The sequence below is a fragment of the Streptomyces sp. NPDC001927 genome (assembly GCF_053594455.1).
Window position 1 is genome coordinate 446,008 of the sequence record NZ_JBSFEN010000001.1, and the last position, 25,286, is coordinate 471,293.

A 25,286-nucleotide genomic window follows, 5' to 3' on the forward strand; every position below is an offset into this window, starting at 1 on the left:
CGGCCGAACGAGAAATGAGGTCCCCCGTGCCCCGAACGGTCCTGGTCACCGGCGGCGCCGGTTTCATCGGCAGCCACACCTGTGTCGAGCTCCTCCGCTCCGGCCACGAGGTCGTCGTCCTCGACGACCACTCCAACAGCTCCCCCGAGGCCCTCGAACGCGTAGTGAAGATCGCGGGGCGTCCTTTCGCCGCAACCCACATCGCGGACGTGCGTGACCGGCGGTCCCTGGACGCCGTCTTCGAGAGCCACCGGATCGACGCGGTCATCCACTTCGCCGCGAAGAAGGCCGTCGGCGAGTCGGTGCGGATCCCGCTCACGTACTACGACATCAACGTCGGCGGCACCACCGCCCTGGTCTCGGCCATGCACGACCACGGAGTGCACCGGCTGGTGTTCTCGTCCTCCTGCTCGATCTACGGCGACGCGACGACCGTCCCGCTGACCGAGGACTCCCCGGCCTCGCCGACCAACCCGTACGCCACCACCAAGTGGACCTGCGAGCAGGTCCTCGCGGACCTGTGCCGGCACGTGCCCGAACTGCGCGTGTTGGCGCTGCGGTACTTCAACCCGGCCGGCGCCCACCCCACCGGGCTCCTGGGCGAGGACCCGCGCGGTGTGCCGAACAACATCATGCCGTTCCTCTCCCAGATCGCCGTGGGCCGCCGCGACGAGCTGCACGTCTTCGGCGACGACTACCCGACGCCGGACGGCACCGGGGTGCGGGACTACATCCACGTCGTCGACGTCGCCGAGGGGCATGCCGTGGCCCTCGACCACATCGACGACGAGCCCGGCATGCGGGTCTTCAACCTCGGCACCGGGCGCGGCGCCTCCGTCCTGGAGCTCGTGCACGCCTTCGAGAAGGCGTCGGGGCGGCCGATCCCGCACCGGATCACCGGGCGTCGGCCCGGCGATGTCGCGGAGCTCGTCGCCGATCCGGCGAAGGTCGCCGCGGCCTGGGGCTGGAGCGCGCGGCGCGACCTGGACGAGATGTGCCGCGACGCGTGGACGTTCCAGGAGCAGAACCCGTACGGCTACACACCCTGACCTGTTCCACCCCGTCCCCTCCCCCCACCTCCGCACCCAGACAGGAGAACAGCGCATGCGGTTGACCGTCATCGGTACGGGATACCTCGGAGCTGTGCACGCCGCGTGCATGGCCAGCATCGGGCACGATGTCCTCGGCGTCGACGTCGACGCCGAGAAGATCACGGCCCTTGCCGAGGGCAGACCACCCTTCTACGAACCGGGTTTGGACGACGTCCTGACCCGGGCACTCGCCACCGGACGCCTGCGCTTCGGTACCAGCCTGCGCGAGGCGGCGCTGCACGGCGAGGTCCACTTCGTCTGCGTGGGCACCCCACAGCAGGCCGGCTCCCAGGCGGCCGACCTGCGGTACGTGGACGCCGTCGTCGACGGGCTCGCGCCGCACCTCCCCGCGTCGTGTCTGGTGGTCGGCAAGTCCACCGTCCCGGTGGGCACGACCGCACGTCTGACCAGCCGCATCGCGGGTCTCACGCCGCCGGGTGTGCGGGCGGACGTGGCGTGGAATCCCGAGTTCCTGCGCGAGGGCTTCGCGGTCGAGGACACGCTGCGGCCGGACCGGCTCGTCGTGGGCGTCACCAGCCGGAAGGCCGAGGCGACGTTGCGCCGGGTGTACGCCCCGATGCTGGAGGCGGGAGTCCCGTACATCAGCACCGACCCGAACACGGCCGAGCTGGTGAAGGTCGCGGCCAACTCCTTCCTCGCCACGAAGATCTCCTTCATCAACGCCATGGCCGAGGTCTGCGACGCCGCGGACGCGGACGTGGTCACGCTCGCCGACGCCCTCGGTCACGACACCCGGATCGGCCGGCGGTTCCTGAACGCCGGTCTGGGCTTCGGCGGAGGCTGCCTGCCCAAGGACATCCGGGCGTTCACCGCCCGCGCGCGGGAACTCGGAGTCGGTCCCGCGGTGGAGTTCCTCGACCAGGTCGACGAGATCAACCAACGCCAGCGGACCCGGACGGTCGCGCTCGCCCGTCAGATGGTCGGCGGCGATCTGACCCGCCGCCGGGTGACCGTCCTGGGAGCCACGTTCAAGCCGAACAGCGACGACGTACGCGACTCGCCGGCGTTGGCCGTCGCGATGGCGCTGCACCGGCAGGGTGCCGACGTCCGAGTCCACGACCCGGAGGGCACCGCGAACGCCCGGCGCGCCCACCCGGAACTGCACTGCAGCTCGGACCTGCAGACGGCATGCCGGGGTGCGGAGATCGTCCTGCATCTCACCGAGTGGGGCCAGTACCGCGAGGTGGACCCGGTGAAGCTGGCCCGCGTGGTCCACGAACCGGTCCTCATCGACGGGCGGAACGCGCTCCCGCACGACGAGTGGCGGGCCGCCGGTTGGACCGTCAAGGCGCTGGGCCGCCCCGCGCCGTCGGCCGGGCCGTGGGCCGCTCGGACCGAGGAACCCCTGCGGGCCACGATCGCGTCCCCGGCCTCCGAGCCGGACCGCGCCGGGGCCATGGCTCAGGCACTGCCGACCCACAGGGCCTGAGGTCTCTCGTCCGGATCCGACCGGCTCTGCCCCGCGCTCATGGTCCTCGACCGGTGAGCGCGGGGCAGAGCCATGCCATGGGCGTCCGCTCCGGTCAGCGGAGCGTCTGCGCGGCCCCGGCCGTCGGTGACTGCGGGACCCGGTTGCCGAAGTAGTCGACGGGGCCCACGTCGACACCCGACGCCTCCGGGCCCAGACCGACGGACATCTCGTCCTCGCAGCGCGGCACCAGGTTCCTGGGACCGGCCTCGTCGGTGACCGGGGCGACCAGAGCACGCAGGCACGGGTCGTCGCTGGAGCCGGTCGGCTCGCCGTCGAGCAATTCCTGGCGGGACGTGGTGCGCCAGTCGTCCAGCGCCGCGAAGCCCCGGGTGCCCCACTCCAGCGACCAACGGCCGGTGCTGTAGTAGACGTTGCCCTGGAGTCGGAGCGTGCCCGGCCGGTACGACGACTGAGCCTGGACCAAGGGGCCGCCGTCGGTGGCGAAGATGTTGCTGTGGACACGGACGCCGCGCATGCCGTCGCGCAGCCGCAGCGCCGGAGGCCGGTTCAGCCCTTCCGCCGAGGCCAGGTCCTCGGTCCGCATGACGACCGTGTTGTGGTAGATGTCCAAGTCCGTCAAGCGGGAGCCGTAGGCGACGATGCCTCCGTACTCGGGCAGCTTCCGTGCGTCGTCCCAGCTCATGTTGAACCGGACGACGTTGTTCTTGTGGGCGCCGGTCGCCTGGCCTGAGTAGACGAGGAACCCCGGCCCATCGTTGCCGTACGCGAGGTTGTACTGCATGACCGAGGAGGACACGTTGTTGTCCAGACCGAATCCGCCGCCGTCGACCCGTGAGCCGGTGCGGTTGCGGTACGACTTGTTGTTCTCCAGGACCACTTGGGTGGAGTCGTACGCCCAGATGCCCTCCGGGCCCTCCTGGGCGTCGGCGGCGGACCTCGCGCCGTTGTCGTGGGCCACGGAGCGCATCACCTTCGCGTCCCGGACGCTGCCGAGCGTGATGCCGCTGCCCGTGTTGCGCGAGCCGCTTTCCGGGTCGCCCATGTTGGAGTAGGCCTTGACCCGCTCGATCCGGATCCCCTCGTGTGCGTAGGCAGGGCGATCCTCGTCGAACTCGGGCCCGTGGAAGACGAGTCCGCCCTCGAGATTGTGATGCACGGAGGCGTCGGAGATCCGCACGTCGCTGTAGCCCCCGACGGCGTCCTTCTCCGCGCCGACGCTGATCCCGTTCTGGAAGCCCCTCACTTCCACGTTCGAGACCCTGACGTGGTCGAGCCGCCGGGCGCCCGGGAGGCTGTTGCGGAAGGCGATCCCGCCCGCCTCGCGCAGCGCCTTCCGGTCGCCGACCAGCGAGACGTTCCTGATCTGCACGCCGCCGGTGTTGTGCACGGTGATGCCGGACGTGCCCCGTGGAGCGATCGTGGCGCGGCCGGTGCCGTACGACTCGATCACGACCGGCTTCGTCGAGCTGCCCGCCTCGCCCTTCTCCAGGGTGATGTCGCCGCGGAACCGCTCACCGCCCTCGAGCCGGAGCCGGTCGCCCGGCTGGAAGCGCACGCCGTTCGCATGCTCGAGGGTCCGCCAGGGCTTCTCCGGCGAGAGGCCGTCGTTCTCGTCGTCGCCCTCGGGGCTCACGTAGAAGGTGTACGGACCGCCGGTGGCGGGGCGGGCCGGCCGGTAGACCCCAGGCACGTCGCACCCCGCCAGCAGCAGCAACACTGCGGCCGAGACTCCAGCGGCGGTCGCCGTCGTCCGGCTCCGCTTCACCGCGTTCAAGCGCACTCCCTAGGAACGTTCCTGCGTCACATAAAGCACACAACGGACCAGACTGCCAGAAACAGTGCATACGAAACAGCGACGACAACGCGGCATCCGAGTCACCTGTGCGGTGGGCTCAGGAGTGAGGGCGCCTGTGCGGTGGGCTCAGGATTGGGCGCGCTGCTCAGGAGTGGGCGCGGCAGAAGCCGCGCACGGCCCGGTTGAACTCCTCGGGCCGTTCCAGGTTGCTGACGTGTCCCGTGCCGGGGAACACGACCAGCTCGGCGCCCGGGATCGATTCCTGGAACTGCCGTGCGACGGCGAGCGGCGAGCGCACGTCCCGCTCTCCCCAGAGCAGGAGGGTGGGCACGGCGACGGTGGGCAGGAGATCCCGCTGGTCCGTCTCGGCCATGAGCAGCAACTGCGCCCGCAGGGTGTCCGGGCGTACGGCGGCGTCCATCGCGTCCAACAGCGGTACGTACGCGGCGGGCCGTTCGCCGGCGAACAGTCCGGGCAGGGTCGGATCGAACTCGTCGCGCGGTACGGCCAGCATCCTGCGCGCGCCCTCGACCCGGGCCCGCACTTCCCGCGCCGGCAGCGAGCCCTTCCAGCCCGCGTAGGTGTCGGCGAGGACCAGCGTCTTCACGAGGTCCGGGTGCCGGCGGTAGAACTCCAGGGCGAGAGTGCCGCCCCAGGACAGACCGGCGATGTGCGCCGGACCGAGCCGCAACGACTCCACGACCGCGGCCAGACAGTGGGCGTAGTCCGGGAGGCCGTAGGACGTCGGCAGGTCCGCGGAACGGCCCGCTCCGGGCTCGTCCCACGCCACGACCGTGAACGCGTCCGCCAGGGCGTCGAGCTGCGGCCGCCAGAGGCGGGCGTCCGACGCCGCACCGTGCAGGAACACCACGGGCGGACCATCGCCCACGCGGTCGTAAGCGATCCTCAACCCATCGACGTGCACGCTCGCCATGGGTTCAGGGTAGGTCCGCCCCGCGGATTTCTCAGCGCCGCCGCTACGAAGCGAACTGGGGGATCACCTCGGAGCCGTACGCGTCGATCGTGAACTCGCGGTTGTCGTGCATGTTGTAGACGGCGAACTGGTGGACGCCGAGGTCCTTCAGGTGACGGAGCTTGGCGATGTGGGCCTCGGCGGGGCCCAGGAGGCAGAAGCGGTCGACGATCTCGTCGGGGACGAACTCGGTGTCGGGGTTTCCGGCGCGGCCGTGGTGGCTGTAGTCGTAGCCGTGCCGGTCCTTGATGTACGCGGTGAGGGCGTCCGGGACCATGCCGGAGTGCTCGCCGTACCTGGCGACCAGATCGGCGACGTGGTTGCCGACCATGCCGCCGAACCAGCGGCACTGGTCACGGGCGTGGGCCAGGGCCTCGGGCGAGTCGTCGGCCGTGACGTACGCGGGCGCGGCGACGCAGATCGTGAGGGCGTCGGGGTCGCGGCCGGCGTCGGTCGCGGCCTGGCGGACCGCCTTCACCATCCACTCGGTCAGGAACGGGTCGGCGAGCTGGAGGATGAAGCCGTCGGCCTTCTGCCCGGCGAGGGCGAGGGCCTTCGGGCCGTACGCCGCCATCCAGACCGGGAGCTTGCCGCCGGCCACCCAGGGGAGGCGGATCGGGTTGCCGTCCACCTCCGCCTCGCGGCCCTCGGCGAGGTCGCGGATGACGTCGATGGCCTCGCCGAGGCGGGCCAGGGTGTTGGGCTTGCGGCCCGCCACCCGCATCGCCGAGTCGCCCCGGCCGATGCCGCACACCGTCCGGTTGCCGTACATGTCGTTGAGCGTGGCGAAGGTCGAAGCCGTCACCTCCCAGGTCCGTGTCCCGGGGTTCGTCACCATCGGGCCCACGTGGAGCTTGGTGGTGTGTTCGAGGATGCGGCTGTAGATGACGAACGGCTCCTGCCACAGCACTGCGGAGTCGAAGGTCCAGCCATAGCGGAAGCCGTTGCGCTCCGCCCGGCGCATCAGGCCGACGACCTCCGAGGCGGGCGGGTCGGTCTGCAGGACGAGTCCGAAGTCCACGTCGTCGTTCTCCTAGTTCAGATACTGGCAGGTGGATCGCGGGGTGAAGACGCCGTGCCCGGCGCGCCCGGTGAACTTCCGTTGGTCGATGACGACTTCGCCGCGCGAGAGGACGGTCTCGACCTGGCCGGTGACGGTCCTCCCCTCGTACGCCGAGTAGTCGACGTTCATGTGGTGGGTCTCCGCCGACAGCGTCTGGACGGTGTGCGGGTCGTAGATCACGACGTCGGCGTCCGCGCCCGGCGCGATGGTGCCCTTCTGCGGGTACATGCCGAACATCCGCGCCGGGGAGGCGCAGGCGATCTCGATCCAGCGGCGGCGGGAGATGTGGCCGTCCACCACGGCCTGGTGGAGCAGGTCCATACGGTTCTCCACGCCCGGCAGCCCGTTGGGGATCTTCGAGAAGTCCCCCCGGCCCAGGTCCTTCTGGCCCGTGAAGCAGAACGGGCAGTGGTCGGTGGAGACCACCTGCAGGTCGTTGGTCCGCAGGCCCCGCCAGAGCGCCGCCTGGTGCTCCTTCGGCCGAAGGGGCGTGCTGCACACGTACTTGGCGCCCTCGAAGTCCGGCTCCGCCAGGTTGTCCGTCGAGAGGAACAGGTACTGGGGGCAGGTCTCGCCGAAGACCGGCAGGCCCTTGTCACGGGCCGCCGCGAGCTCCGCGACCGCCTCCTCCGCCGAGACGTGGACCACGTACAGCGGCGCCCCGGCGACCCGCGCGAGCTGGATCGCCCGGTGGGTGGCCTCGGCCTCCAGAAGGACCTTGCGGACCTCGCCGTGGTAGCGGGGGTCGGTCTCGCCGCGGGCGAGCGCCTGCTCCACCAGGACGTCGATCGCGATGCCGTTCTCCGCGTGCATCATGATCAGCCCGCCGTCGTCGGCGGCCCGCTGCATCGCCCGCAGGATCTGCCCGTCGTCCGAGTAGAAGACCCCCGGATAGGCCATGAACAGCTTGAACGAGCTCACGCCCTCCTGGACGAGCCGGTCCATCTCCTTCAGCGTCGACTCGTTCACGTCCGACATGATCATGTGGAAGCCGTAGTCGATCGCGCAGTTGCCGTCGGCCTTGGCGTACCAGGCGTCGAGCCCCTCGCGCAGGGAGCGGCCGACGCTCTGCACGGCGAAGTCGACGATGGTCGTGGTGCCGCCCCAGGCCGCCGCCCGGGTGCCGGTCTCGAAGGTGTCGGAGGCGAAGGTGCCGCCGAACGGCAGCTCCATGTGGGTGTGCGCGTCGACGCCGCCCGGGATGACGTAGCGGTCGGTGGCGTCGATCGTACGGTCGGCGGTCCAGCCGGCGGCCGCGTCGGAGCCGTGCGCCGCCAGAGCGGCGATCCGGCCGTCCTCGATGAGGACGTCGGCGTGGATCTCGTCGGCGGCGGTGACGACGAGGCCGCCGCGGATGAGGGTGCGGGTGCTCACGGGTGTTCCCCCTGGCTGATGGCGGTGAACTACAGGGAACGGAGGGCCTGTTCGAGGATCGCGGCGCCCTCCTCGGCCTCGGAGACGGTGAGCGAGAGCGGTGGCGCGACCCGCAGGGAGCTGGTGTTGTGACCGCCTCCCTTCCCGATCAGCAGACCGTTCTCGCGGGCGGCCTCCAGGACGGCCGAGGCCGCCGCCGGGTCCGCCTCGTCGGTGCCTGGGCGGGTGAGTTCGATACCGATCATCAGGCCGCGGCCGCGCACCTCCCGTACCGCGTCGACGCCCGCGACTGCCGCGCGCAGCCGCTCGATAAGGAGGCCTCCGACGCGCCGGGCGTTGCCCTGGAGGTCGTGTTCGAGGAGGTACCCGAGGTTGGCGAGGCCCGCCGCCATCGTGATCGGCGAACCGCCGAAGGTGGAGATGGAGTTGGCGTCGATGCAGTTCATGATCTCGGCGCGGGCGACGACCCCGCCGACCGACATGCCGTTGCCGATGCCCTTGGCGAAGGTGAGGATGTCCGGCGGACCCGCCTGGCCGTGCGCCTGCCAGCCCCAGAAGTGCTCGCCGGTACGGCCCCACCCCGTCTGCACCTCGTCGGAGATCCACAGGATGCCGTGCCGGTCGAGGACGCGGCGGAAGGCGGCGTACAGCCCGTCGGGCGGGGAGGTGAAGCCGCCGACGCCCTGGATGGGTTCGGCGATCAGCGCGGCGACGTCCCGGGTGTGCCCGAGGAGGTCTTCGAGGTCGGCGACGCACGCCTCGATGAAGCGCTCGTCGCTGTACTGGGCGTAGGGGCCGCGGGTACGGACGCCACCGTGCACGTACAGGGTCTGGAGCGGGGAGAGGCTCGTCGGGGACCAGGCGCGGTTGCCGGTGATCCCGACGGTGGAGAAGGAGCGGCCGTGGTAGCTGTTGCGCATCGCGAGGATCTGGTTGGAGCGGCGGTACGCGGTGGCCAGCAGCAGGGCCGTGTCGTTGGCCTCGGTGCCGGAGGTGGTGAAGAAGACCCGGGCGTCGGGGATGCCGGAGAGCGTCGCGATCCGCTCGGCGAGCTCCACCATCGGGCGGTTGAGGTAGAGCGTGGAGGAGTGGATGATCCGGCCGGCCTGCTCGGCGACGGCCTTGGTCACCTCGGGCACGGCGTGGGCGGTCATGGTGGTGAGGATGCCGCCGAAGAAGTCGAGGTACCTCCTGCCGTCCGCGTCCCAGACGTGCCGGCCCTCGCCGTGGGTGATCTCGATCGGGTCCTTGTAGTAGAGGGCGACCCAGTCGGGGATGACGGAGCGGTGGCGGTGGTACAGGTCGTTCACGGCTGCACCAGCCCGTCGTAGGCGTCGGGGCGGCGGTCGCGGTAGAAGGCCCACTGCTGCCGCACCTCGTCGATGAGGCGGAAGTCGAGGTCCCGGACGATGAGTTCCTCGGCCTTGTCGGAGGCGACCTCGCCGACGAACTGGCCGCGCGGGTCGACGAAGTAGCTCGTCCCGTAGAAGTCGTTGTCGCCGTACTCCTCCTGGCCGACCCGGTTGATCGCGGCGACGAAGTACTCGTTCGCTACGGCGGCCGCGGGCTGCTCCAACTGCCAGAGGTAGGAGGAGAGGCCGCGCGAGGTGGCCGACGGATTGTACACCAACTGGGCGCCGTTGAGACCGAGTTGGCGCCAGCCCTCCGGGAAGTGGCGGTCGTAGCAGATGTAGACGCCGACCTTGCCGACGGCGGTGTCGAAGACCGGCCAGCCGGCGTTCCCGGGCCGGAAGTAGTACTTCTCCCAGAACCCCTTGACCTGGGGGATGTGGTGCTTGCGGTACTTGCCGAGGTAGGTGCCGTCGGCGTCGATGACGGCGGCGGTGTTGTAGTAGAACCCGGCGCCCTCGACCTCGAAGACGGGGACGACGATCACCATGCCGGTCTCGCGGGCCAGCTCCCGCATCCGCGTGACGGTCGGCCCGTCGGGGACGGGCTCGGCCCAGCGGTAGTGCTCGGGCTCCTGCACCTGGCAGAAGTAGGGGGCGTTGAAGACCTCCTGGAACCCGATCACCTTGGCACCCTGCCGGGCCGCCTCGCGGGCGTGCTCCTCGTGCTTGGCGATCATGGATTCGGTGTCGCCGGTCCAGGTCGCCTGGACAAGTGCGGCGCGTACGACGTCGGTCATGAGCTGCTCCTTCGGCGCGGCGTCAGAGAGCCTCTACGCACGTAGACGCGGTGCGTAGGAGGAGAACGTAAGCCCCGTCACACCCCGGAGCAAGACCACCGCCGTGAACCGCCGGAGTCGATCATGTTTCCTACCCGAGTGGTCCATGTCGGACACGCACCGACACGTACGGTAAGCCCATCAGGTCACCGGCAGGCCCGCGACGCGCAGGGCGTGGACCAGGTCGCGCTCGCGGGCCGGGGACAGCGCGCGGGCCGCTTCCCGGAGTTGGGGCACGAGATCGCGCGGGTCGTCCGCGGCGAGCCGCGCGGCGTCCTCGGGGGTACGGACCCGCACGAAGGCCGTGAGCAGGGCCCGGGCCTCGCGCTGGTGGCCCTCGGCGCGCAGCGCGGCGCACGCCCCGGCGAGTTCGCCGACCGGGCGGGCGACGCCCTGCCGCAGCAGCTGCTCGCAGTCCTCGGCCCGGCCCGCGTCGGCGAGCGCCCCGGCGACGGCGGCGAGACGTCCGGGCGGCAGCGAGGCGGCCTCCCAGAGGAGGGTGGACCAGTCGGCGCCGAGGCCGACGCGGTGCAGCTCCGCCGCGAGCGCCGGAAGCCAGCCGGGCGGCCCGGCGACGGCCTCGCAGAGCAGCACGTGCGCCTCACCGCTGCGCCCCTGGGCGCGCAGCCGCCGGAGGGCGTACACGGCGTTGCCGGCGGCGCGGACGGCGTCCGCCTCGGTCGCCACGGGGGCGGTACGGGCGGCACGTGCAGCGGGTCCGTGCGACGCGTCGGCGCCGCCGAACCGGGCTCCTCGGGGCGCGGCCCCGGCCACGGGGAGCTCGACCGCCTCGGGGCTGGGCGCGGGTGCGGGGCCCTGCGCGTCCTCGACGCCGTCGAACCAGGCGTACCGGGCGCCGCGCGGCTTGCGCCGGGCGGCGGGAGCGGGGGCAGGAGTGCGTTCCCGGTCCGGGCCGAGCGCCGCCAGCCGCGCCGTCAGCTCCGCGACACGGGACGTCGCGCGGGCGTGGTCGTCCCCCGCCCAGGCCAGCGCGTCGGCGATCCGGTCACCGTCCGGGGCGTGCGGGGTGTCGCGGAGGCGGGCGGTGAGCTCGTAGGTGCGGGTCTCCGCGTGCCGGCGCTCGTGCTCCAACGCCGCCAGCCGCTCCCGAAGCGCCTCCGCCCCGCCCGGTCGCCGGTCGTGGGCGGCGGCCGCCGCTCCGTGCAGGGCCCTGGCCCGGGCCGCCTCGACGCCGTGGGGCGACTCGCCCAGGTCCTGGAGCAGTGACTCGACGACGTCCCAGGGCGGGATCTCCGTACCGCCGAAGCAGGCCCGCAGGCCCTCCGGGTCACGGCCGGCGAAGACCCCGTACCAGCCCTCGCCCGGCACCAGGCGCCCCGCCACGCCGCCCAGCCAGCGCGCGAACGCGCCGATCTCCACCGGGAGTTGATACACCGTCATATCGCCCGCACCGCCCGTGCACTCGACTGGAACCTTCCGGTCCACGAGTATTCGACCCCAGTCGTGTTACGGGACGACTACGGACTGTTTTCGCCCCGCGATCACCTCGACGGCGAACGGGTCGGAATCGGAATCAGAGTCGGGATCGCATCGGAATCAGAAGCTGACCGCGATCCCCGTGTGCGGCCGCTTGCCCAGCCGGGCGATCGTGGCGGGCCAGTCGACGAGCCAGTACTGCCAGGTGTACTTGCGCGAGAGCAGCTTCCGCACCCGGCGCAGCTCCTCGCCCTCCAGAAGCCGGCCGGTGCCCTCCAGTCGGACCGCGCCCTCGCTCACGTTCCCGCGGACGTCGCAGACCGCGACCACCGCGCGCGGGTCGTTCCGCAGCCGCTTGACCTTCCAGGCGTCAGCACGGGAGTAGGCGTACAGCTCGTCGCCCTCCACGGCGTACCAGACCGGGGTCGGAACACCGGTGCCGTTCTTGCGGAAGGTGGTCAGGCTGACGTAGCGGCCGCGCCGCAGCTCCTCGGGAATCATGCGGTCGAGGGTACGCAGGGGCGGCTGCCCGATGTCAGACGGGGACCAGTGCGCACCGCACCACGAGGTCGTCCATCGACAGGCCGAGGGCGGCCGCGAGGGCCGCGACGGTGAAGAAGGCGGGGGTCGGAGCCCGGCCGGTCTCGATCTTGCGGAGGGTCTCGGCCGAGAGTCCGGCCGTCGCCGCGATCTCGACCATCGAGCGGTCGCCGCGCGCCTCGCGGAGCAGGCGGCCGAGCCGCTCGCCGCGCTCGCGCTCTTCGGGGGTCAGGGGTGTGCGCACCATGTCGCCATACTAATACCGGTATAGTAATTGCGGTATAGTAATTGGCATGGTGGAGATCAAGACGGACGAGAACCTGCGTGCCATGCGCGCCGCCGGACGGGTGGTCGCCGAGGCGCTGGCGGCCGTACGGAAGAAGGCGGCGCCCGGCGTCACCGGCAAGGAGCTGGACCGGGCGGCCCGCGAGGTCCTCACAGCGGCCGGGGCCGGATCACCGTTCCTCGGCTACCGCCCCGAGTGGGCGCCCGTACCGTTCCCCGCCGTCGTGTGCGTCTCCGTCAACGACGCGATCGTGCACGGCATCCCGGAGGACCGCCGCCTCGCCGACGGGGACCTGGTCTCCGTCGACTGCGGGGCACTCCTCGGCGGCTGGGCCGGCGACTCCGCCATCAGCTTCACGGTCGGTCGGGCCCGCCCGCAGGACACACGGCTTGTCGACACGGCGAACGCCGCCCTGGAGGCCGGCATCGGCGCCGCCGTCGTCGGCAACAGGATCGGCGATATCGCGCACGCGATCGGCCGCGTCTGCCGGAACGCCGGCTACGGCATCCCGGACGGATTCGGCGGGCACGCCATCGGGCGCCGGATGCACGAGGACCCGGGCGTCCCCAACGAGGGACGACCGGGCCGGGGCATGCCGCTGCGCCACGGCATGGTCCTCGCGATCGAGCCGATGGTCATCGCCGGGGGCGGCGACGACTACTACACGGCGCGGGACGGCTGGACGATGCGTACGGTCGACGGCTCGCGCGCCGCACACGCGGAACACACGGTCGCGATCACGGACGACGGCCCCAGGATCCTGACCGCGCTGTAGCGCCCCCCGAGGGGAGCACTACAGCGTCCACCAGCCGTACGCACCTACATCGCCTACCCCACCGGCCGCACCACCATCGCCGACCCGCCTCCACGCCGCACGGTCTCGGCGGCGGCGACCCAGCGGCCGTCCGGCAGGCGCTGGACGCCGGTCGCCGCGCCGATCTCCGGGTTCTGCCGGAAGCCGTGGCCGATGGACTCGAGCTCAGCCTTCAACGGGCTGTTCCACAGGCCCGGTTCGAGCTCCGTGGTCGTCTGGTTGCGCTGGCTCGCGCGGGGCGCGGCGATGGCGTCGACGAGCGGCAGGTCCCGGTCCACGACGCCCGTGAGCGTCTGCAGCACGGTGGTGATGATGGTCGCCCCGCCCGGCGAACCGAGCGCGAGGACCGGCCGGTCGTGCCGGTCGAGCACGATCGTCGGAGACATCGACGAGCGCGGCCGCTTCCCCGGCCCTGGAAGGTTCGGGTCGTGGACGGCCGGGTTCGCCGGGGCGAAGGAGAAGTCCGTCAGCTCGTTGTTGAGCAGGAAGCCGCGGCCCGGGACGGTGATCCCGCTGCCGCCCGTCGACTCGATGGTCAGCGTGTACGAGACGACGTTGCCCCACTTGTCGGCCACCGTGAGATGCGTGGTGTTCTCGCCCTCGTACGTCGTCGGCGCAGCCGTCCCGCCGCTCGCGCAGGCCTTCGGGTCACGCGGGTCGCCCGGCGCGAGCGGACTGGTCAGCACGGCGTCGTCGCGGATCAGGCACGCGCGGGAGTCGGCGAACCGCTGCGAGAGCAGCTCCCGCGTCGGCACGTCCTCGAACGCCGGGTCGCCGACCCAGCGGCCCCGGTCGGCGAACGCGATCCGGCTGGCCTCGATGAACCGGTGCAGGTAGGCCGCGCGCGAGGCGGAGGAGAGGTCCGTGCGCTCCAGGATGTTGAGCGCCTCGCCGACACTCGTACCGCCGGAGGAGGACGGGGCCATGCCGTAGACGTCGAGGCCCCGGTAGGACATCTTCGTGGGACTGCGCCGTTCCGTCTCGTACGTGGCGAGGTCACGCTCCGTCAGATCGCCCGAGCGGACCACCCGGGTGGCCCCGTCCCGTACCGGAGGCTTACGGACCGTGTTGACGATGTCCCGCGCCAACGGGCCCCGGTAGAGCGCGCCGACGCCCTCCCGGCCCAGCTTCTCGTACGTACGCGCCAGGTCGGGGTTCTTGAACGTCGAGCCCACCACGGGGAGTTGGCCGCCCGGCAGGAACAGCTCCGAGGAGGCCGGGAAGTCCCGGAAGCGGGCCTCGTTGGAGGCCGTCTGGGCGCGGAACGTGGCGTCGACGGTGAAACCGTCGCGGGCGAGACGCTCGGCCGGTTCGAGGAGCGTGCGCAGGGACTTGCTGCCCCAGGTGTCGAGCGCGGCCTTCCAGGTCGCCGGCGTGCCGGGGGTGCCGACGCCGCGGCCGCTGGTCATGCCCTCCTCGAACGGGATGGGCGCGCCGTTCTCCACGAAGAGGTTCGCGTCCGCGGAGGCCGGCGCGGTCTCGCGGCCGTCGATCGTACGGACCGTACGGGTCCTGGCGTCGTAGTGGACGAAGTAGCCGCCTCCGCCGATGCCCGCAGAGTAGGGCTCGGTGACACCGAGGGCGGCGGCCACGGCGACCGCCGCGTCGACGGCGTTGCCGCCCTTGCGGAGCACCTCGATGCCCGCGGCGGAGGCGTCGGCGTCGACGCTCGCGACGGCGCCGCCGTAGCCGACGGCGACGGGTTCCTTCACGGGCGGCCGCGGGCCGCTCCCCGTCGGTGGCGCGGCCGCGCCCACCGAGAGCACCGTCACGGCGACGGCGAGCAGAGAGACCTTCCGAGCGGCGGAACGACGCATCCGTACCTCCAGTCAACAACCGTCCGCGCAGCGTAACTTCCGGCCCGCCCTCCCGTCAGGACCGCCTCGAACAGTGGTACGCCGTACCGCTAGCATGCGCGCCCATGAACGAAGACCTGCGCAATGTCGTGCTGGGCGTGCTGGCGACCGGGCTCAGCGCCTCACTGGGCTGGCTGACCCGGACGTATCTGTGGCGCCGGAAACTCCGACGCAAGCAGGCGTTCTTCGGGCTGCGCGACGGCTCCGAGTGCCTGCTCGTGGTGAACCGTCAAGCGGGCAGCGAGCGCGCGGTGCACCATGTCGACGTCTCCGCTCTGCTCGAACTCTCCGCCCTGATCAAGGACTGCGGGGCGCGCCCGGAGATAGTCCAGCACGACGAGGCCCGGCAGGGGCTCGGCGACCGCGCGGAGTTCTGCGTCGGCGGGCCGTACTCCAACCGCCGGATGGCGGCGCATCTGTCGTCCCTGCTGCCCGGTCTGACGATGAACGTGGAGACGGAGCCGGCGGCGGACCGGGGCATGTTCACGGTCGGGGGCGAGGTGTACCGGTGTGTGAACGGGTCCACCGAGCATGTGGTCCTCGCCCGTCTCACCGGCGGCGAGGGCGGGCTGCCGGTCTTCCTGCTCTGCGGCCAGGCCGCGGTCGCCAACCGGGCCGCGAGCCGCTATCTGGCCCGGCACCACGAGAAGTTGGCGCGGAAGTACGGCTCCGGTCCCTTCGTGCTGCTCCTGAAGGTCGTCAACTCGGACGCGTACGGCCCCGATGTGGTGGAGCTGGTCGCCGATGTCACGCGGGCGGCGCGGATCGCGCCCGCAGTCGAACCGGCAACGACTTGAGGCCGTTGACGAAGTTCGAGACGAGGCGGCGGGGCGGAGCGGTGAGTTCGAGGTCGCCCAGGGTGTGACGCGCCTCCTCGTGCAGGACACGGAGTTGGAGCCGGGCGAAGTGGGCTCCGAGGCAGACGTGCGGCCCCTCGCCGAAGGAGACATGCAGGTTGGGGTTACGGGTCAGGTCGAGGCGGTGGGGGTCGACGAAGACGCGTTCGTCGTGGTTGGCGGAGGCGTGGAAGACGACGACCTTGTCGCCGGCGGCGATGTGCCGGCCGGCGAGTTCGGTGGCGCGGGTCGCGGTGCGCCGGAACGACAGCACGGGCGGGTGGACGCGCAGGAGTTCCTCGACGGCCCGGTCGAGGGCGACCTCGCCGCTCCAGAGTCGGCGGCGTTCGTCGGGGTGGCGGGCAAGGGCGAGCAGTCCGCCGGGGGCGGCGCTGCGGACGGTGTCGTTGCCGGCGACGGTCAGCAGGAAGAAGAACATCTCCAGCTCGGCGGGCCGGAGTTCGGATCCGGCGAGCACGGTCATGACGTCGTCAGCGGGATGCTTCCTCTTGTACGCGGCGAGTTCCTGGGCGTACGCGAACATCTCGGCGAGCATCGCGGGTGAGCGGGGGTTGACGGGCCGTCCCTGGTGGTCGAGGACGGGTGGCTCGTCGGGGTCCTGGTAGGCGATGACCCGCTCGGTCCAGGTGAGGAGCAGTCCCCGGTCGCCGGCGGGGACGCCGAGCAGGTCGGTGAGGTTGAGCAGCGCGTAGTCGTCGGTGACGGCGCGGACGAGGTCGACCTCGGGTCCGTCGTCGAGGGCGCCCTGCAGCAGCTCCCGGGCGCGCGCCCGCGCGGTGTCGGTGAACCGTTCGATCCGCCCGGGTGTGAAGGCCCGGCTGACGAGTCGCCGGAGTCGGCCGTGGTGGGGAGGGTCCTGATTGAGCATCATCCGTCGGATGAACGGCAGGTCGGCGGGGTCGGGATCGCGGATCTGCGTGGCGCCGAGGTACGAGGAGTAGGCGTCGGGTTCCCTGAGTACCCGTACGACGTCGGCGTGCCGCGTCACGGCCCAGAAGCCGCTCCCGGCGGGCCACCCGAGGACCTCGTGTTCCTCCTGCCAGGCGACGGGCCTCCGGTCGCGCAGTGCGCGGTAGGCGTCGTGCGGGACGCCGTCGGCGTAGATCCTGGGATCGAAGACATCACAGGCGTCGAAGGCATCGGGAACGTCTCTGTCACTCGCCACGCCCCCACCCTGGCCCGCCGGTCCCCGCATTTCCAGACGGCCCCTCACTCTTCGGTGCGTGTCCAGAGGCTCAGGTCGCTGCTCGTCGCGACGGCGAGCGTCCGCCCGGACGGGGAGAAGCCGACGGCGCGGAACTCGGACCAGGTCGCGTCGAACACGTGCCACCACGTCTCGCCGTGGAGCCCGCGCCAAGGCGCCCCGCCTTCGGCGGAGAGCAGGACGCGATGGTGGGGCCAGGCGGGCGCGACGGCGTCCACGCTCCACCCGCCGTGGGCGGTGGTGTGCAGCCCGCCGCCGTAGAGCCCGGCGATGTGCACCCGCTGCCGCGTCAGGGGCCCGAGTCCGGGGCAGGAGAGATCGGGGCCTTCGGGGATGTCGTCCTCTGGGTCCCTGTCTCGGGCGATCTTCTCTCCGGAGACGGCGTCGAACAGTCCGTGCCCGGTACTCGAGACGACCATGACGAGGTCGTGCCCGCTGCGGGGGTCGACCCCGAAGCCGATCCCGAGCAGTCCACCCACGGCGGCGTACGGCTGGAACACCGAGCGCCAGGGCGTCGGCGGGTCGACCCGCGGTGCGGCGAGTACACGCTCCCTCAGGTCCTTCTGGTACGGCGAGAGCCCGGGGGTGTCGGACATGCGGTGGTGCTCCTTCGGGGTGGGGCGGTCAGGCGGTTTCGGTGGCCGAGTATCGCCCATCTCACATCCGACATCACCGAAATAGATCGGATTATCGCAACCTCCTCCGCCCTGATGCCCTCTTCCCTCGGCAAGAGAGATCACTCAGGAGGTTGTCCCTGTGAACCGCATCCGCCCGCGCGCCCTGCTCACCGCCACCGCCGGGGTCCTCGCCGTCGCCGCGCTCAGTTCGTGTTCCGGGGGTGCGGCGGCCGCCGGGGGCGAGGGTGGGAACGGCGGGGGGAAGGAGGTTCCGCCGATGCGGATATCCGTGAACCTCACCGGTGAGAGCGCCAAGGCCGGTGAGCCGGTCACCGTGACGCTCGCGGACGGGAAGCTGCGTGAGGTGACGGTGACCGACTCCAAGGGTGGCCGGCTCGACGGGAAGGTGGCCGCGGACGGGAGGACGTGGACGTCGGCGCGGAACGCCACGCCCGGGACCGCGTACGCCGTCGAGGCGCGGGACGGTGCCGGGGCCACGGCGAAGGCCGCGTTCACGACCGCAGCCCCCGAGAAGGTCAACAAGGTGACGCTCGCCCCGGGGAAGAACACCACGGTCGGCATCGCCCAGCCGCTGTCGATCGTCTTCGATCACCCGGTGAAGAACAAGGCCGAGGTCGAGAAGCACCTCAAGGTCACCACCTCGAACAACACCGAGGGTTCCTGGGGGTGGATGCAGGACTGGCTGACGGGCTCGGACCGGGTCGACTGGCGGCCGAAGGAGTACTGGAAGGCCGGTACGAAGGTCACGCTCGACGCCTCCCTGAGCGGGATAAACTCCGGCACCGGCGGCGGCTGGTTCGTCCGCGACTACACGACCACCTTCTCGATCGGGAAGAGCCAGGTGGTCAAGGTGGACCTCGACAACCACCGGCTGACGCTGACGCGCGACGGGCAGACGGTGAAGGACGTCCCCATGTCGGCCGGTACGCCCGGGGGCGAGAAGGCGTCCTGGCGCGGGAAGACCGTGCTGATGGCCAAGGAGGGGACTATCAACATGCGTTCCGAGACCGTCGGCCTCGGTGACGCCTACGACAAGATGGTCGACTACTCGATGCGGCTGACCTGGTCGGGCATGTACGCGCACGCGGCGCCGTGGAACGCGGCGTACTTCGGCAACGCCAACAAGAGCTCCGGCTGCATCGGGATGAGCGACGCCGACGCGAAGAGTGTGTACGACGCGGTCCAGGTCGGCGACCCCTTCGAGGTCACCGGTTCCGACGCCAAGGGGACGCAGGCCCTGAACAACGGGTACGGGGAGTGGAACCTCTCCTGGGCCGACTGGCAGGCCAAGAGCGCGCTGCGCTGATCACGGTCCCTCGCGCGTTCAACAATCGTTACCCTCGCGTAACTTACCGACCAGTTACCTCAGGTAAGCCCAGCCGGTTACCGTCGGGTCACTTTTGCACTGTCCCCACCAGTGACACGAGCAAGGAGTGACCCCCCGTGCGCGTACCCCTCGCCCTCGCCGTCTCGGCCGCCCTGGTGGCCGGGACGGCCCTCGGGCTCGCCCCCGCCGCCACCGCGGCCCCGTCCGCCGCCACCGCCGCCCCCTCCGTAACCTTCGTCGACATCGCCGGCGACGGTGGCACCGTCCTCAAGGCCAACGTCGTCACCCCGGCCGGCGCCGGCGCCGCGGCCCGCTACCCCGTGATCGTGCTGCCCACGAGCTGGGCCGTGCCCCAGATCGAGTACCTCGTCCAGGCCCAGAAGCTCGCCGACTCCGGTTATGTCGTGGTGAGTTACAACTCGCGAGGCTTCTGGCAGTCCGGCGGCGAGATCGAGACCGCGGGCCCCAAGGACGTGGCCGACGCCTCCAAGGTCATCGACTGGGCGCTCGCGAACACGCCCGCCGACCCGGCCAAGGTCGGTATGGCGGGCGTGAGTTACGGCGCCGGGATCAGCCTCCTGGCCGCCGCGCACGACAAGCGGATCAAGGCCGTCGCCGCGCTGAGCGGCTGGGCGGACCTCATCGAGTCCATCTACAGCGGCCGCACCCAGCACCTCCAGGCCGCCGCCCTGCTCGGCGGCGCGGGCTATCTCACCGGCCGCCCCGGTCCCGAACTCAAGGCGATCCTGGGCGACTTCCTCTCCTCCAACCTCGCCAAGGAAGGCGAGATGATCGCCTGGGGCGAGAAGCGGTCACCCGCCACCTACCTCGACGAGATCAACGCCAACGGCGCCGCCATCATGCTCGGCAACGCCTGGGGCGACACCATCTTCCCGCCCAACCAGTACGCCTCCTTCTACGAGAAGCTCCAGGGCCCCAAGCGCCTGGAGTTCCGCCCCGGCGACCACGCCACCGCCGAGGCGACCGGCCTGCTCGGGCTGCCCAACGACACCTGGACCAGCGCCCACCGCTGGTTCGACCACCACCTCAAGGGCGTCGACAACGGCATCGACCGCGAGCAGCCCGTCCAGCTCAAGTCGCGGTCCACCGGCGGCTACGAGGGCTACCCGGACTGGAAGTCGGTCGGCGCGAACGAGCGGAAGATCACCCTCGGCGGCTCCCAGCGGATCTGGGCGAACGTCGACTCCGGCGCCAACGGCGGTGTGGTCCTGCTCTCCAACCTCCTGGACCAGCTGGTCAAGGCCCCGCCCGTCGCCTCCATCCCCCTCCTCCCCCGCTCCTTCGCCGGCGTGTGGCAGTCGGAGCGGTACGACACGCCCCAGCGGGTGCGCGGTACGGCGAAGCTGCACACCACGGTCACCTCCACCAAGGAGAGCGGCACCCTCGTCGCGTACCTCTACGACGTGGGCCCGCTCGGCCTCGGCAAACTGGTCAGCAACGCGCCGTACACCTTCCACGGCAAGACTCCCGGCACTCCTTTCCCCGTGGACCTGGAGCTGTTCTCCACGGCCTACGACGTCCCCGCGGGCCACCGGCTCGCCGTGGTCGTCGACACCGTGGACCCGCTCTACATCGAGCACAACCCGACCGGCGCGCAGCTGACCTTCTCCTCCCCTGCGGCCGACCCCTCGTACCTGTCGGTCCCACTGCGAGCGGAGTGATCACCGGCTGCTGCCGGGCGGGCTTGGCTCCCCGCGAGCTACTGCGCGGCCGCTACGGCCGCGTGGGGGGACCCCCACCCGGCAGCAGCGTCCCTGGTTCGGCCGGGGCGACATCCACGGCCTGTGTCTTGGGACTGCGCCGCTCCCTCCTGGCCACCCAGGTGGCGAACCAGGAGAGGAGCACGCACATCCCGATGTAGATCGGCGAGATGATCATGACGACGGGGATGAACGGCAGGTCGTAGTCGAGGTTCGACGCGATCAGCTTCCCCGCGTGCAGGAACTCCTCGTAGGTGATGAGGTATCCGAGCGAGGTGTCCTTCAGCGCCACCACCAGCTGGCTGATGATGGCGGGCAGCATCGCGCGCAGCGCCTGCGGTGCCAGGACGTAGGTCATCACCTGGGTCTTGCGCAGGCCGAGCGCGTACGCGGCCTCCCCCTGTCCCCGGTCGACCGAGTTGACGCCCGTACGGAACACCTCGGCGAGCACCGAGCCGTTGTAGAGGGTGAGTCCGGCGACAAGGGCGGGCAGCGGCTGGACCTTCAGCGCCACGAAGATGAAGAAGATCATCACAAGCACGGGCATGGCGCGGAAGAACTCGACGAGCAGGGTCGAGACCCAGCGGAAGACCGCGCGTTCCGACAGCCGACCGACCGCGAGGACGGCGCCGAACGCGAGCGAGAGCACCGAGGCGTAAGCGAAGGCCTTGAGGGTGTTCCCCAGTCCGCGGAGCAACAGCTCCTGGATGCCGACGTATTCGAAGGGCGACCATTTGGTGGCCGTGAACTGGTCGGTGTCGAAAAGGAGATAGAGGATCCAGCCGGCGAGCGCGAGGATCACGACGGTCGAGATGACGCCGTAGAGGAGGTGGCGTTGACGGGTGCGTGGTCCCGGGATGTCGTAGAGGGCGGTGGAATCGGTCATCGGGCGACTCCCCAGCGCTTCTCCATGACGTTGAAGATCGCGCTGATGGTGAGGGTGATGATGAGATAGCCGACGGCGATCCAGACGAAGGTCCAGACGATGTTGTAGCCGAGTTCGCTCAATGTCTTGTAGGTGCCCAGGAGTTCGTTGACGCTGAACGCCCCGGCGATGGCGGAGTTCTTGGCGAGCGCGATCAGGGTGGAGCCGATGGGCGGGATGACGGAGCGGAACGCCTGGGGCAGCACGACCGCGTTGAGGGTCTGACTGAACGTCATGCCGAGGCTGCGGGAGGCCTCTCCCTGGCCGCGCGGCACGGTGTTGATGCCGGACCGCAGGACCTCGCAGATGAAGGCCGAGGTGTAGCAGCCGAGCGCGAGGACGGCGAAGAGCTCGAAGGGGAGCACGAGTCCGAAGCGCGGCAGGCCCAGCATCACGGCGAAGAAGAGCAGCGTGAGCGGGGTGTTGCGCAGGATGGTGACCCAGACCGTGCCGAAGACCCGGAAGGAGCCGACCGGTGCGACCCGGAAGGCGGCCATCACGAAGCCGAGGACGAGGGCCAGGGCCGAGGAGTAGACGGTGAGTTCGACGGTGCCGAGGAAGCCTTCGCCGTAGGTCTCGAAGTTGTCTGTCAGGACGTCCATGCCGGGCTCCTCCTCAGCTCGCCGGGTAGCGGTCGACGGCGGGCGGCTGCGGGGCGGGCACCCCCGAGAGGCCGAGGGTCACGTCGTAGGCCTTCTTCCAGTCGCCGTTCTTCTCGTGGAACGCGAGGGCGTCGTCGAGGGCGAAGCGCAGGGCGTTGTCGTTCCGGGGGACGCCGACGCCGTACGGCTCCTTGGAGAACGGCTTGCCGACGACCTTGAGTTCGTTCGGGACCTTGGCCGCGTAGCCCATGAGGATGGTGTCGTCGGTGGTGACCGCGTCGACCTGGTAGGTGAGCAGGTTGTCGACGCAGACGGAGTACGTGTCGTAGGCGACCAGTTCCGCCTTCGGGTAGTCCCGCTCCATCCGCTGGTACGGGGTGGATCCGGCGGCCGAGCAGACCCGTTTGCCGTCGAGGTCCTGGGGGCCGTGGATGTCGTTCTCGTCGGTGCGGACGAGCAGCGACTGGCCGGCCATGTAGTAGGGGCCCGCGAAGCCGACGAGCTTCTTGCGGTTGTCGTTGATGGTGTACGTGCCGACGTAGTAGTCGATCTGGCCGTTCTGCAGGGCGGTTTCGCGGTTGGCCGAGGCGATGGTCCGGAAGCTGATCGTGGCCGGGTCGAAGCCGAGGGAGGCGGAGAGCATCTTGGCGATCTCGATGTCGAAGCCGGAGTACGTTCCGGTGGCCGGGTCCTTCTCCCCCATGTAGGGCTGGTCCTCCTTGGCGCCGACGACGAGGTGACCGCGCTTCTTCGCCCGTTCCCAGGTGGGAGAGTCGGGCAGTTGGAACGCCGACTGGACCTGGTAGACGGGGAGTTCGTCGGGCTGCGGCCCCTTGACGGGCGGACTGCCCTCCTTGCCGCAGGCAACCAGGGCGGTCAAGGAGACGGCGAGCAGCGCGAGGACGGTGGGATGACGTCGCGTTCGGTGCATGTGGTGTCCGCCCCCGCTCAGTGCTTGAGGATCTTGGACAGGAAGTCCTTGGCGCGTTCGCTGCGCGGGCTGGTGAAGAACTCCTCGGGTGTGCGGTCCTCGACGATGCGGCCGTCGGCCATGAAGACGACCCGGTTGGCGGCGGAGCGCGCGAAGCCCATCTCGTGGGTGACGACGACCATGGTCATGCCCTCGCGGGCGAGCTGCTGCATGACCTCGAGGACCTCGTTGATCATCTCGGGGTCGAGGGCGGAGGTCGGCTCGTCGAAGAGGAGCGCCTTGGGGTCCATGGCGAGGGCGCGGGCGATCGCGACGCGCTGCTGCTGGCCGCCGGAGAGCTGGGCGGGGAACTTGTCGGCGTGGGCGGCGAGGCCGACCCGGTCGAGGAGCTCGCGGGAGCGCCGGTCGGCCTCCTCCTTCTTGCGCTTGCGGACCTTGATCTGCGCCAGGGAGACATTGGCGAGGACGGTCTTGTGCGCGAAGAGGTTGAAGGACTGGAAGACCATGCCGACCTCGGCACGGAGCCGGGCCAGCGCCTTGCCCTCCTCCGGGAGGGGCTGTCCGTCGATGATGATCTCGCCCGACTCGACGGCCTCCAGCCGGTTCATGGCCCGGCAGAGGGTCGACTTCCCCGAGCCCGAGGGCCCGATGACGACGACCACCTCCCCGCGCCCGACGGTGAGACTGATGCCTTGAAGGACGTGCAACGTGCCGTAGTGCTTGTTGACGTCACGCAGCTCGATCAACGGATCGACGACCGCCATACGCTCCCCTGCCCCTTTTCAGCCGTGTCGAGGTCAGCGCAAACTATCCGGCGCAAAAGGGGACTTCATGGTCGACACGCGTAAAACCGGTATAAGCCGTATTTACTGCAAAGGAGTGTTCGGCGGGGGTGCGGGCGCTCAGAACTCGGCGGCCTCGCCGTACATCTGGGAGAGCTCCGGCGACCCGGTCATGGCCCAGTCGAGCCCGGCCTCGACCACGTTGATCTCCCGGCCCGAGGCGAGCCGCACCACCGGCTGTCCGCCGGGCCACACCTGCCAGCTCGCGCCCGGCACGTTCCGCACGATGACGGTGCCGAGATAGAGGCCGGCGTCGTTGCCGATCCAGGGCAGCTCCTCCGGATCGTCGCGCCAGCGCGGCGAGAGCTGGTCGAGGGCGGCGAGCGAGCGGGGGCTGTCGTCGAGGGTCACCCCGCGGTCCTGGACTCTGGCGCGCAGCAGCTCGCACTCGGCGAGCAGCTCACCCACCCCTTCCGGGTCGCGGTCGAAGGCCGCGGCCAAGGGGGGCTGATCGGCCTCATGCCGCTTGCGCCAGTTGTCCAGGAACGGGATGTTCATCCGAACAGCGTCGCATTTCACCCTCCCGTGGCACCACCCGGCGCGCGGAGATCATCCACGCCGGGGGCCCGGGGAGGGGTCGGAGGCTAGACGTCCAGGTCGACGACGACCGGGGCGTGGTCCGAGGCGCCCTTGCCCTTGCGTTCCTCGCGGTCGACGTAGCCGTCCTTGACCGCGTCGGCGAACGGCTTGTTGCCGTACACCAGGTCGATGCGCATGCCCCGGTTCTTCGGGAAGCAGAGCTGGCGGTAGTCCCAGTACGTGAAGGGGTGGTCGTACTTGAGCGGGCGCGGGACCACGTCCTGGAGGCCCGCCTCGCGGAGCCCGGCCAGCGCGGCCCGCTCCGGCTCGGTGACGTGTGTGAGGCCCTCGAAGGCCGAGCGGTCCCAGACGTCGTCGTCGGTCGGGGCGATGTTGTAGTCGCCGAGGACGGCGAAGGGCCGCTCCGCCGCCGCGTCCTCGGCGACGGCCGCCTGGAGCGCCTCCAGCCAGCGGAGCTTGTACGCGTAGTGCTCGTGGGCGACCTCGCGGCCGTTCGGCACGTACACCGACCAGACCCGGACCGGTCCGCAGGTCGCGGAGATGGCCCGGGGCTCCTGCACGCCTTCGTACTCCGGCCCGCCGGGCAGGCCGGTGACCACGTCCTCCAGGCCGACCTTGGAGATCAGGGCCACGCCGTTCCACCGGCCGGTGGCGTTGACCACCGACTCGTACCCCAGCTCGCGCAGCTCGTCGGTGGGGAACTGCTCGGCGGTGCACTTGGTCTCCTGGACGCACAGCACGTCCGTGCCGGTGCTCTCCAGCCAGGCCAGGAGTCGAGGCAGGCGGGCGGTGATCGAATTGACGTTCCAGGTCGCGATGCGCATGAGCG

General features: G+C 70.7%; 24 protein-coding genes. 6 read left to right on the top strand and 18 right to left on the bottom strand.

All coding sequences use genetic code 11. The features are described from left to right. Window positions 1-26 precede the first annotated feature (26 nt). Window positions 27-1,049, top strand: a complete 1,023-nt coding sequence (galE, locus tag ACWCO8_RS01740; protein WP_451030431.1) for a UDP-glucose 4-epimerase GalE — start codon at window positions 27-29, stop codon at window positions 1,047-1,049. Between the two features lie 55 nt (window positions 1,050-1,104). Then, entirely contained in the window at window positions 1,105-2,541 is a 1,437-nt protein-coding gene (locus tag ACWCO8_RS01745; RefSeq protein ID WP_451030432.1) for a UDP-glucose dehydrogenase family protein, read from the top strand. A 94-nt stretch (window positions 2,542-2,635) separates the two neighbouring features. Here ACWCO8_RS01745 and ACWCO8_RS01750 read toward each other — a convergent pair whose 3' ends face one another. The 9 genes from ACWCO8_RS01750 to ACWCO8_RS01790 all read right to left on the bottom strand — a co-directional run bounded on the left by ACWCO8_RS01750 (window position 2,636) and on the right by ACWCO8_RS01790 (window position 12,161). Further along, window positions 2,636-4,309 carry a right-handed parallel beta-helix repeat-containing protein gene (locus ACWCO8_RS01750; protein WP_451030880.1) on the bottom strand — a complete coding sequence of 558 codons (1,674 nt, stop codon included), beginning with the start codon at window positions 4,307-4,309 and terminating at the stop codon, window positions 2,636-2,638. A gap of 175 nt (window positions 4,310-4,484) precedes the next feature. Continuing rightward, window positions 4,485-5,273, bottom strand: coding sequence for an alpha/beta fold hydrolase (locus tag ACWCO8_RS01755; RefSeq protein WP_451030433.1), 789 nt, complete (start codon window positions 5,271-5,273; stop codon window positions 4,485-4,487). Between the two features lie 43 nt (window positions 5,274-5,316). After that, window positions 5,317-6,333, bottom strand: coding sequence for a TIGR03842 family LLM class F420-dependent oxidoreductase (locus ACWCO8_RS01760; RefSeq protein ID WP_451030434.1), 1,017 nt, complete (start codon window positions 6,331-6,333; stop codon window positions 5,317-5,319). 12 nt (window positions 6,334-6,345) lie between these two features. Next, window positions 6,346-7,749, bottom strand: a complete 1,404-nt coding sequence (gene hydA / locus ACWCO8_RS01765; RefSeq protein WP_451030435.1) for a dihydropyrimidinase — start codon at window positions 7,747-7,749, stop codon at window positions 6,346-6,348. A gap of 29 nt (window positions 7,750-7,778) precedes the next feature. Next, complete coding sequence (locus ACWCO8_RS01770) at window positions 7,779-9,059, bottom strand: aspartate aminotransferase family protein (protein ID WP_451030436.1); 1,281 nt, start codon at window positions 9,057-9,059, stop codon at window positions 7,779-7,781. Then, entirely contained in the window at window positions 9,056-9,898 is an 843-nt protein-coding gene (locus tag ACWCO8_RS01775; RefSeq protein ID WP_362012871.1) for a nitrilase-related carbon-nitrogen hydrolase, read from the bottom strand. Before ACWCO8_RS01775 ends, ACWCO8_RS01770 begins: the two co-directional genes overlap by 4 nt. Window positions 9,899-10,078: 180 nt before the next feature. Further along, entirely contained in the window at window positions 10,079-11,338 is a 1,260-nt protein-coding gene (locus ACWCO8_RS01780) for a UL36 very large tegument protein (protein ID WP_451030437.1), read from the bottom strand. A 156-nt stretch (window positions 11,339-11,494) separates the two neighbouring features. Continuing rightward, entirely contained in the window at window positions 11,495-11,875 is a 381-nt protein-coding gene (locus ACWCO8_RS01785) for a PPOX class F420-dependent oxidoreductase (RefSeq protein WP_451030438.1), read from the bottom strand. 34 nt (window positions 11,876-11,909) lie between these two features. Next, window positions 11,910-12,161 (bottom strand): helix-turn-helix transcriptional regulator, encoded by a 252-nt coding sequence (locus ACWCO8_RS01790; RefSeq protein ID WP_362012864.1) that lies wholly within the window; start codon window positions 12,159-12,161, stop codon window positions 11,910-11,912. Window positions 12,162-12,207: 46 nt separating this feature from the next. On the opposite strand from ACWCO8_RS01790, the gene map reads away from it, so the two are divergent. After that, window positions 12,208-12,975, top strand: coding sequence for a type I methionyl aminopeptidase (gene map, locus ACWCO8_RS01795; RefSeq protein ID WP_451030439.1), 768 nt, complete (start codon window positions 12,208-12,210; stop codon window positions 12,973-12,975). Window positions 12,976-13,028: 53 nt separating this feature from the next. On the opposite strand, the gene ggt is transcribed toward map, so the two are convergent. Continuing rightward, window positions 13,029-14,831 carry a gamma-glutamyltransferase gene (gene ggt, locus ACWCO8_RS01800; protein WP_451030440.1) on the bottom strand — a complete coding sequence of 601 codons (1,803 nt, stop codon included), beginning with the start codon at window positions 14,829-14,831 and terminating at the stop codon, window positions 13,029-13,031. A gap of 104 nt (window positions 14,832-14,935) precedes the next feature. Here ggt and ACWCO8_RS01805 point away from each other — a divergent pair, with 104 nt between their 5' ends. Then, window positions 14,936-15,667 (top strand): hypothetical protein, encoded by a 732-nt coding sequence (locus ACWCO8_RS01805; RefSeq protein ID WP_451030441.1) that lies wholly within the window; start codon window positions 14,936-14,938, stop codon window positions 15,665-15,667. Here ACWCO8_RS01805 and ACWCO8_RS01810 read toward each other — a convergent pair. Beyond that, window positions 15,618-16,922, bottom strand: coding sequence for a cytochrome P450 (locus ACWCO8_RS01810; protein WP_451030442.1), 1,305 nt, complete (start codon window positions 16,920-16,922; stop codon window positions 15,618-15,620). The genes ACWCO8_RS01805 and ACWCO8_RS01810 overlap by 50 nt on opposite strands. A 14-nt stretch (window positions 16,923-16,936) precedes the next feature. Next, a complete protein-coding gene (locus tag ACWCO8_RS01815; protein ID WP_451030443.1) occupies window positions 16,937-17,527 on the bottom strand; it encodes a hypothetical protein in 591 nt (196 codons plus the stop codon). Between the two features lie 160 nt (window positions 17,528-17,687). Between ACWCO8_RS01815 and ACWCO8_RS01820 the strand changes: the two genes are divergently transcribed. Further along, window positions 17,688-18,875 carry an Ig-like domain-containing protein gene (locus ACWCO8_RS01820; protein ID WP_451030444.1) on the top strand — a complete coding sequence of 396 codons (1,188 nt, stop codon included), beginning with the start codon at window positions 17,688-17,690 and terminating at the stop codon, window positions 18,873-18,875. A 137-nt stretch (window positions 18,876-19,012) separates the two neighbouring features. Next, complete coding sequence (locus ACWCO8_RS01825) at window positions 19,013-20,578, top strand: alpha/beta fold hydrolase (RefSeq protein WP_451030445.1); 1,566 nt, start codon at window positions 19,013-19,015, stop codon at window positions 20,576-20,578. Window positions 20,579-20,630: 52 nt separating this feature from the next. On the opposite strand, the gene ACWCO8_RS01830 is transcribed toward ACWCO8_RS01825, so the two are convergent. The 6 genes from ACWCO8_RS01830 to ACWCO8_RS01855 form a co-directional block, all read right to left on the bottom strand. Further along, window positions 20,631-21,503 carry an amino acid ABC transporter permease gene (locus ACWCO8_RS01830; RefSeq protein ID WP_451030446.1) on the bottom strand — a complete coding sequence of 291 codons (873 nt, stop codon included), beginning with the start codon at window positions 21,501-21,503 and terminating at the stop codon, window positions 20,631-20,633. Continuing rightward, window positions 21,500-22,144: an amino acid ABC transporter permease gene (locus ACWCO8_RS01835; RefSeq protein ID WP_362012845.1), complete on the bottom strand. Its 645-nt coding sequence runs from the start codon at window positions 22,142-22,144 to the stop codon at window positions 21,500-21,502. Before ACWCO8_RS01835 ends, ACWCO8_RS01830 begins: the two co-directional genes overlap by 4 nt. A 13-nt stretch (window positions 22,145-22,157) precedes the next feature. After that, window positions 22,158-23,075 (bottom strand): glutamate ABC transporter substrate-binding protein, encoded by a 918-nt coding sequence (locus tag ACWCO8_RS01840; RefSeq protein ID WP_451030447.1) that lies wholly within the window; start codon window positions 23,073-23,075, stop codon window positions 22,158-22,160. Window positions 23,076-23,092: 17 nt separating this feature from the next. Next, complete coding sequence (locus tag ACWCO8_RS01845; RefSeq protein ID WP_362012839.1) at window positions 23,093-23,839, bottom strand: amino acid ABC transporter ATP-binding protein; 747 nt, start codon at window positions 23,837-23,839, stop codon at window positions 23,093-23,095. A 138-nt stretch (window positions 23,840-23,977) separates the two neighbouring features. After that, window positions 23,978-24,415: a DUF6278 family protein gene (locus tag ACWCO8_RS01850; protein WP_362012836.1), complete on the bottom strand. Its 438-nt coding sequence runs from the start codon at window positions 24,413-24,415 to the stop codon at window positions 23,978-23,980. A gap of 86 nt (window positions 24,416-24,501) precedes the next feature. Continuing rightward, on the bottom strand, window positions 24,502-25,281 hold the full coding sequence (locus ACWCO8_RS01855; RefSeq protein ID WP_451030448.1) for an exodeoxyribonuclease III: 780 nt from the start codon (window positions 25,279-25,281) through the stop codon (window positions 24,502-24,504). Window positions 25,282-25,286 lie beyond the last annotated feature (5 nt).

Excerpts from the sequence above, each read along its gene's own strand:
- ACWCO8_RS01805 (WP_451030441.1), top strand. The coding sequence starts at position 14,936 with ATGAACGAAGACCTGCGCAATGTCGTGCTGGGCGTGCTGGCGACCGGG.
- ACWCO8_RS01785 (WP_451030438.1), bottom strand. The coding sequence starts at position 11,875 with ATGATTCCCGAGGAGCTGCGGCGCGGCCGCTACGTCAGCCTGACCACC.
- ACWCO8_RS01855 (WP_451030448.1), bottom strand. The coding sequence starts at position 25,281 with ATGCGCATCGCGACCTGGAACGTCAATTCGATCACCGCCCGCCTGCCT.
- ACWCO8_RS01810 (WP_451030442.1), bottom strand. The coding sequence starts at position 16,922 with ATGCGGGGACCGGCGGGCCAGGGTGGGGGCGTGGCGAGTGACAGAGAC.
- ACWCO8_RS01790 (WP_362012864.1), bottom strand. The coding sequence starts at position 12,161 with ATGGTGCGCACACCCCTGACCCCCGAAGAGCGCGAGCGCGGCGAGCGG.
- ACWCO8_RS01845 (WP_362012839.1), bottom strand. The coding sequence starts at position 23,839 with ATGGCGGTCGTCGATCCGTTGATCGAGCTGCGTGACGTCAACAAGCAC.
- map (WP_451030439.1), top strand. The coding sequence starts at position 12,208 with ATGGTGGAGATCAAGACGGACGAGAACCTGCGTGCCATGCGCGCCGCC.
- ggt (WP_451030440.1), bottom strand. The coding sequence starts at position 14,831 with ATGCGTCGTTCCGCCGCTCGGAAGGTCTCTCTGCTCGCCGTCGCCGTG.
- ACWCO8_RS01745 (WP_451030432.1), top strand. The coding sequence starts at position 1,105 with ATGCGGTTGACCGTCATCGGTACGGGATACCTCGGAGCTGTGCACGCC.
- ACWCO8_RS01840 (WP_451030447.1), bottom strand. The coding sequence starts at position 23,075 with ATGCACCGAACGCGACGTCATCCCACCGTCCTCGCGCTGCTCGCCGTC.
- ACWCO8_RS01780 (WP_451030437.1), bottom strand. The coding sequence starts at position 11,338 with ATGACGGTGTATCAACTCCCGGTGGAGATCGGCGCGTTCGCGCGCTGG.
- ACWCO8_RS01850 (WP_362012836.1), bottom strand. The coding sequence starts at position 24,415 with ATGAACATCCCGTTCCTGGACAACTGGCGCAAGCGGCATGAGGCCGAT.
- ACWCO8_RS01830 (WP_451030446.1), bottom strand. The coding sequence starts at position 21,503 with ATGACCGATTCCACCGCCCTCTACGACATCCCGGGACCACGCACCCGT.
- ACWCO8_RS01775 (WP_362012871.1), bottom strand. The coding sequence starts at position 9,898 with ATGACCGACGTCGTACGCGCCGCACTTGTCCAGGCGACCTGGACCGGC.
- ACWCO8_RS01815 (WP_451030443.1), bottom strand. The coding sequence starts at position 17,527 with ATGTCCGACACCCCCGGGCTCTCGCCGTACCAGAAGGACCTGAGGGAG.
- ACWCO8_RS01835 (WP_362012845.1), bottom strand. The coding sequence starts at position 22,144 with ATGGACGTCCTGACAGACAACTTCGAGACCTACGGCGAAGGCTTCCTC.
- ACWCO8_RS01755 (WP_451030433.1), bottom strand. The coding sequence starts at position 5,273 with ATGGCGAGCGTGCACGTCGATGGGTTGAGGATCGCTTACGACCGCGTG.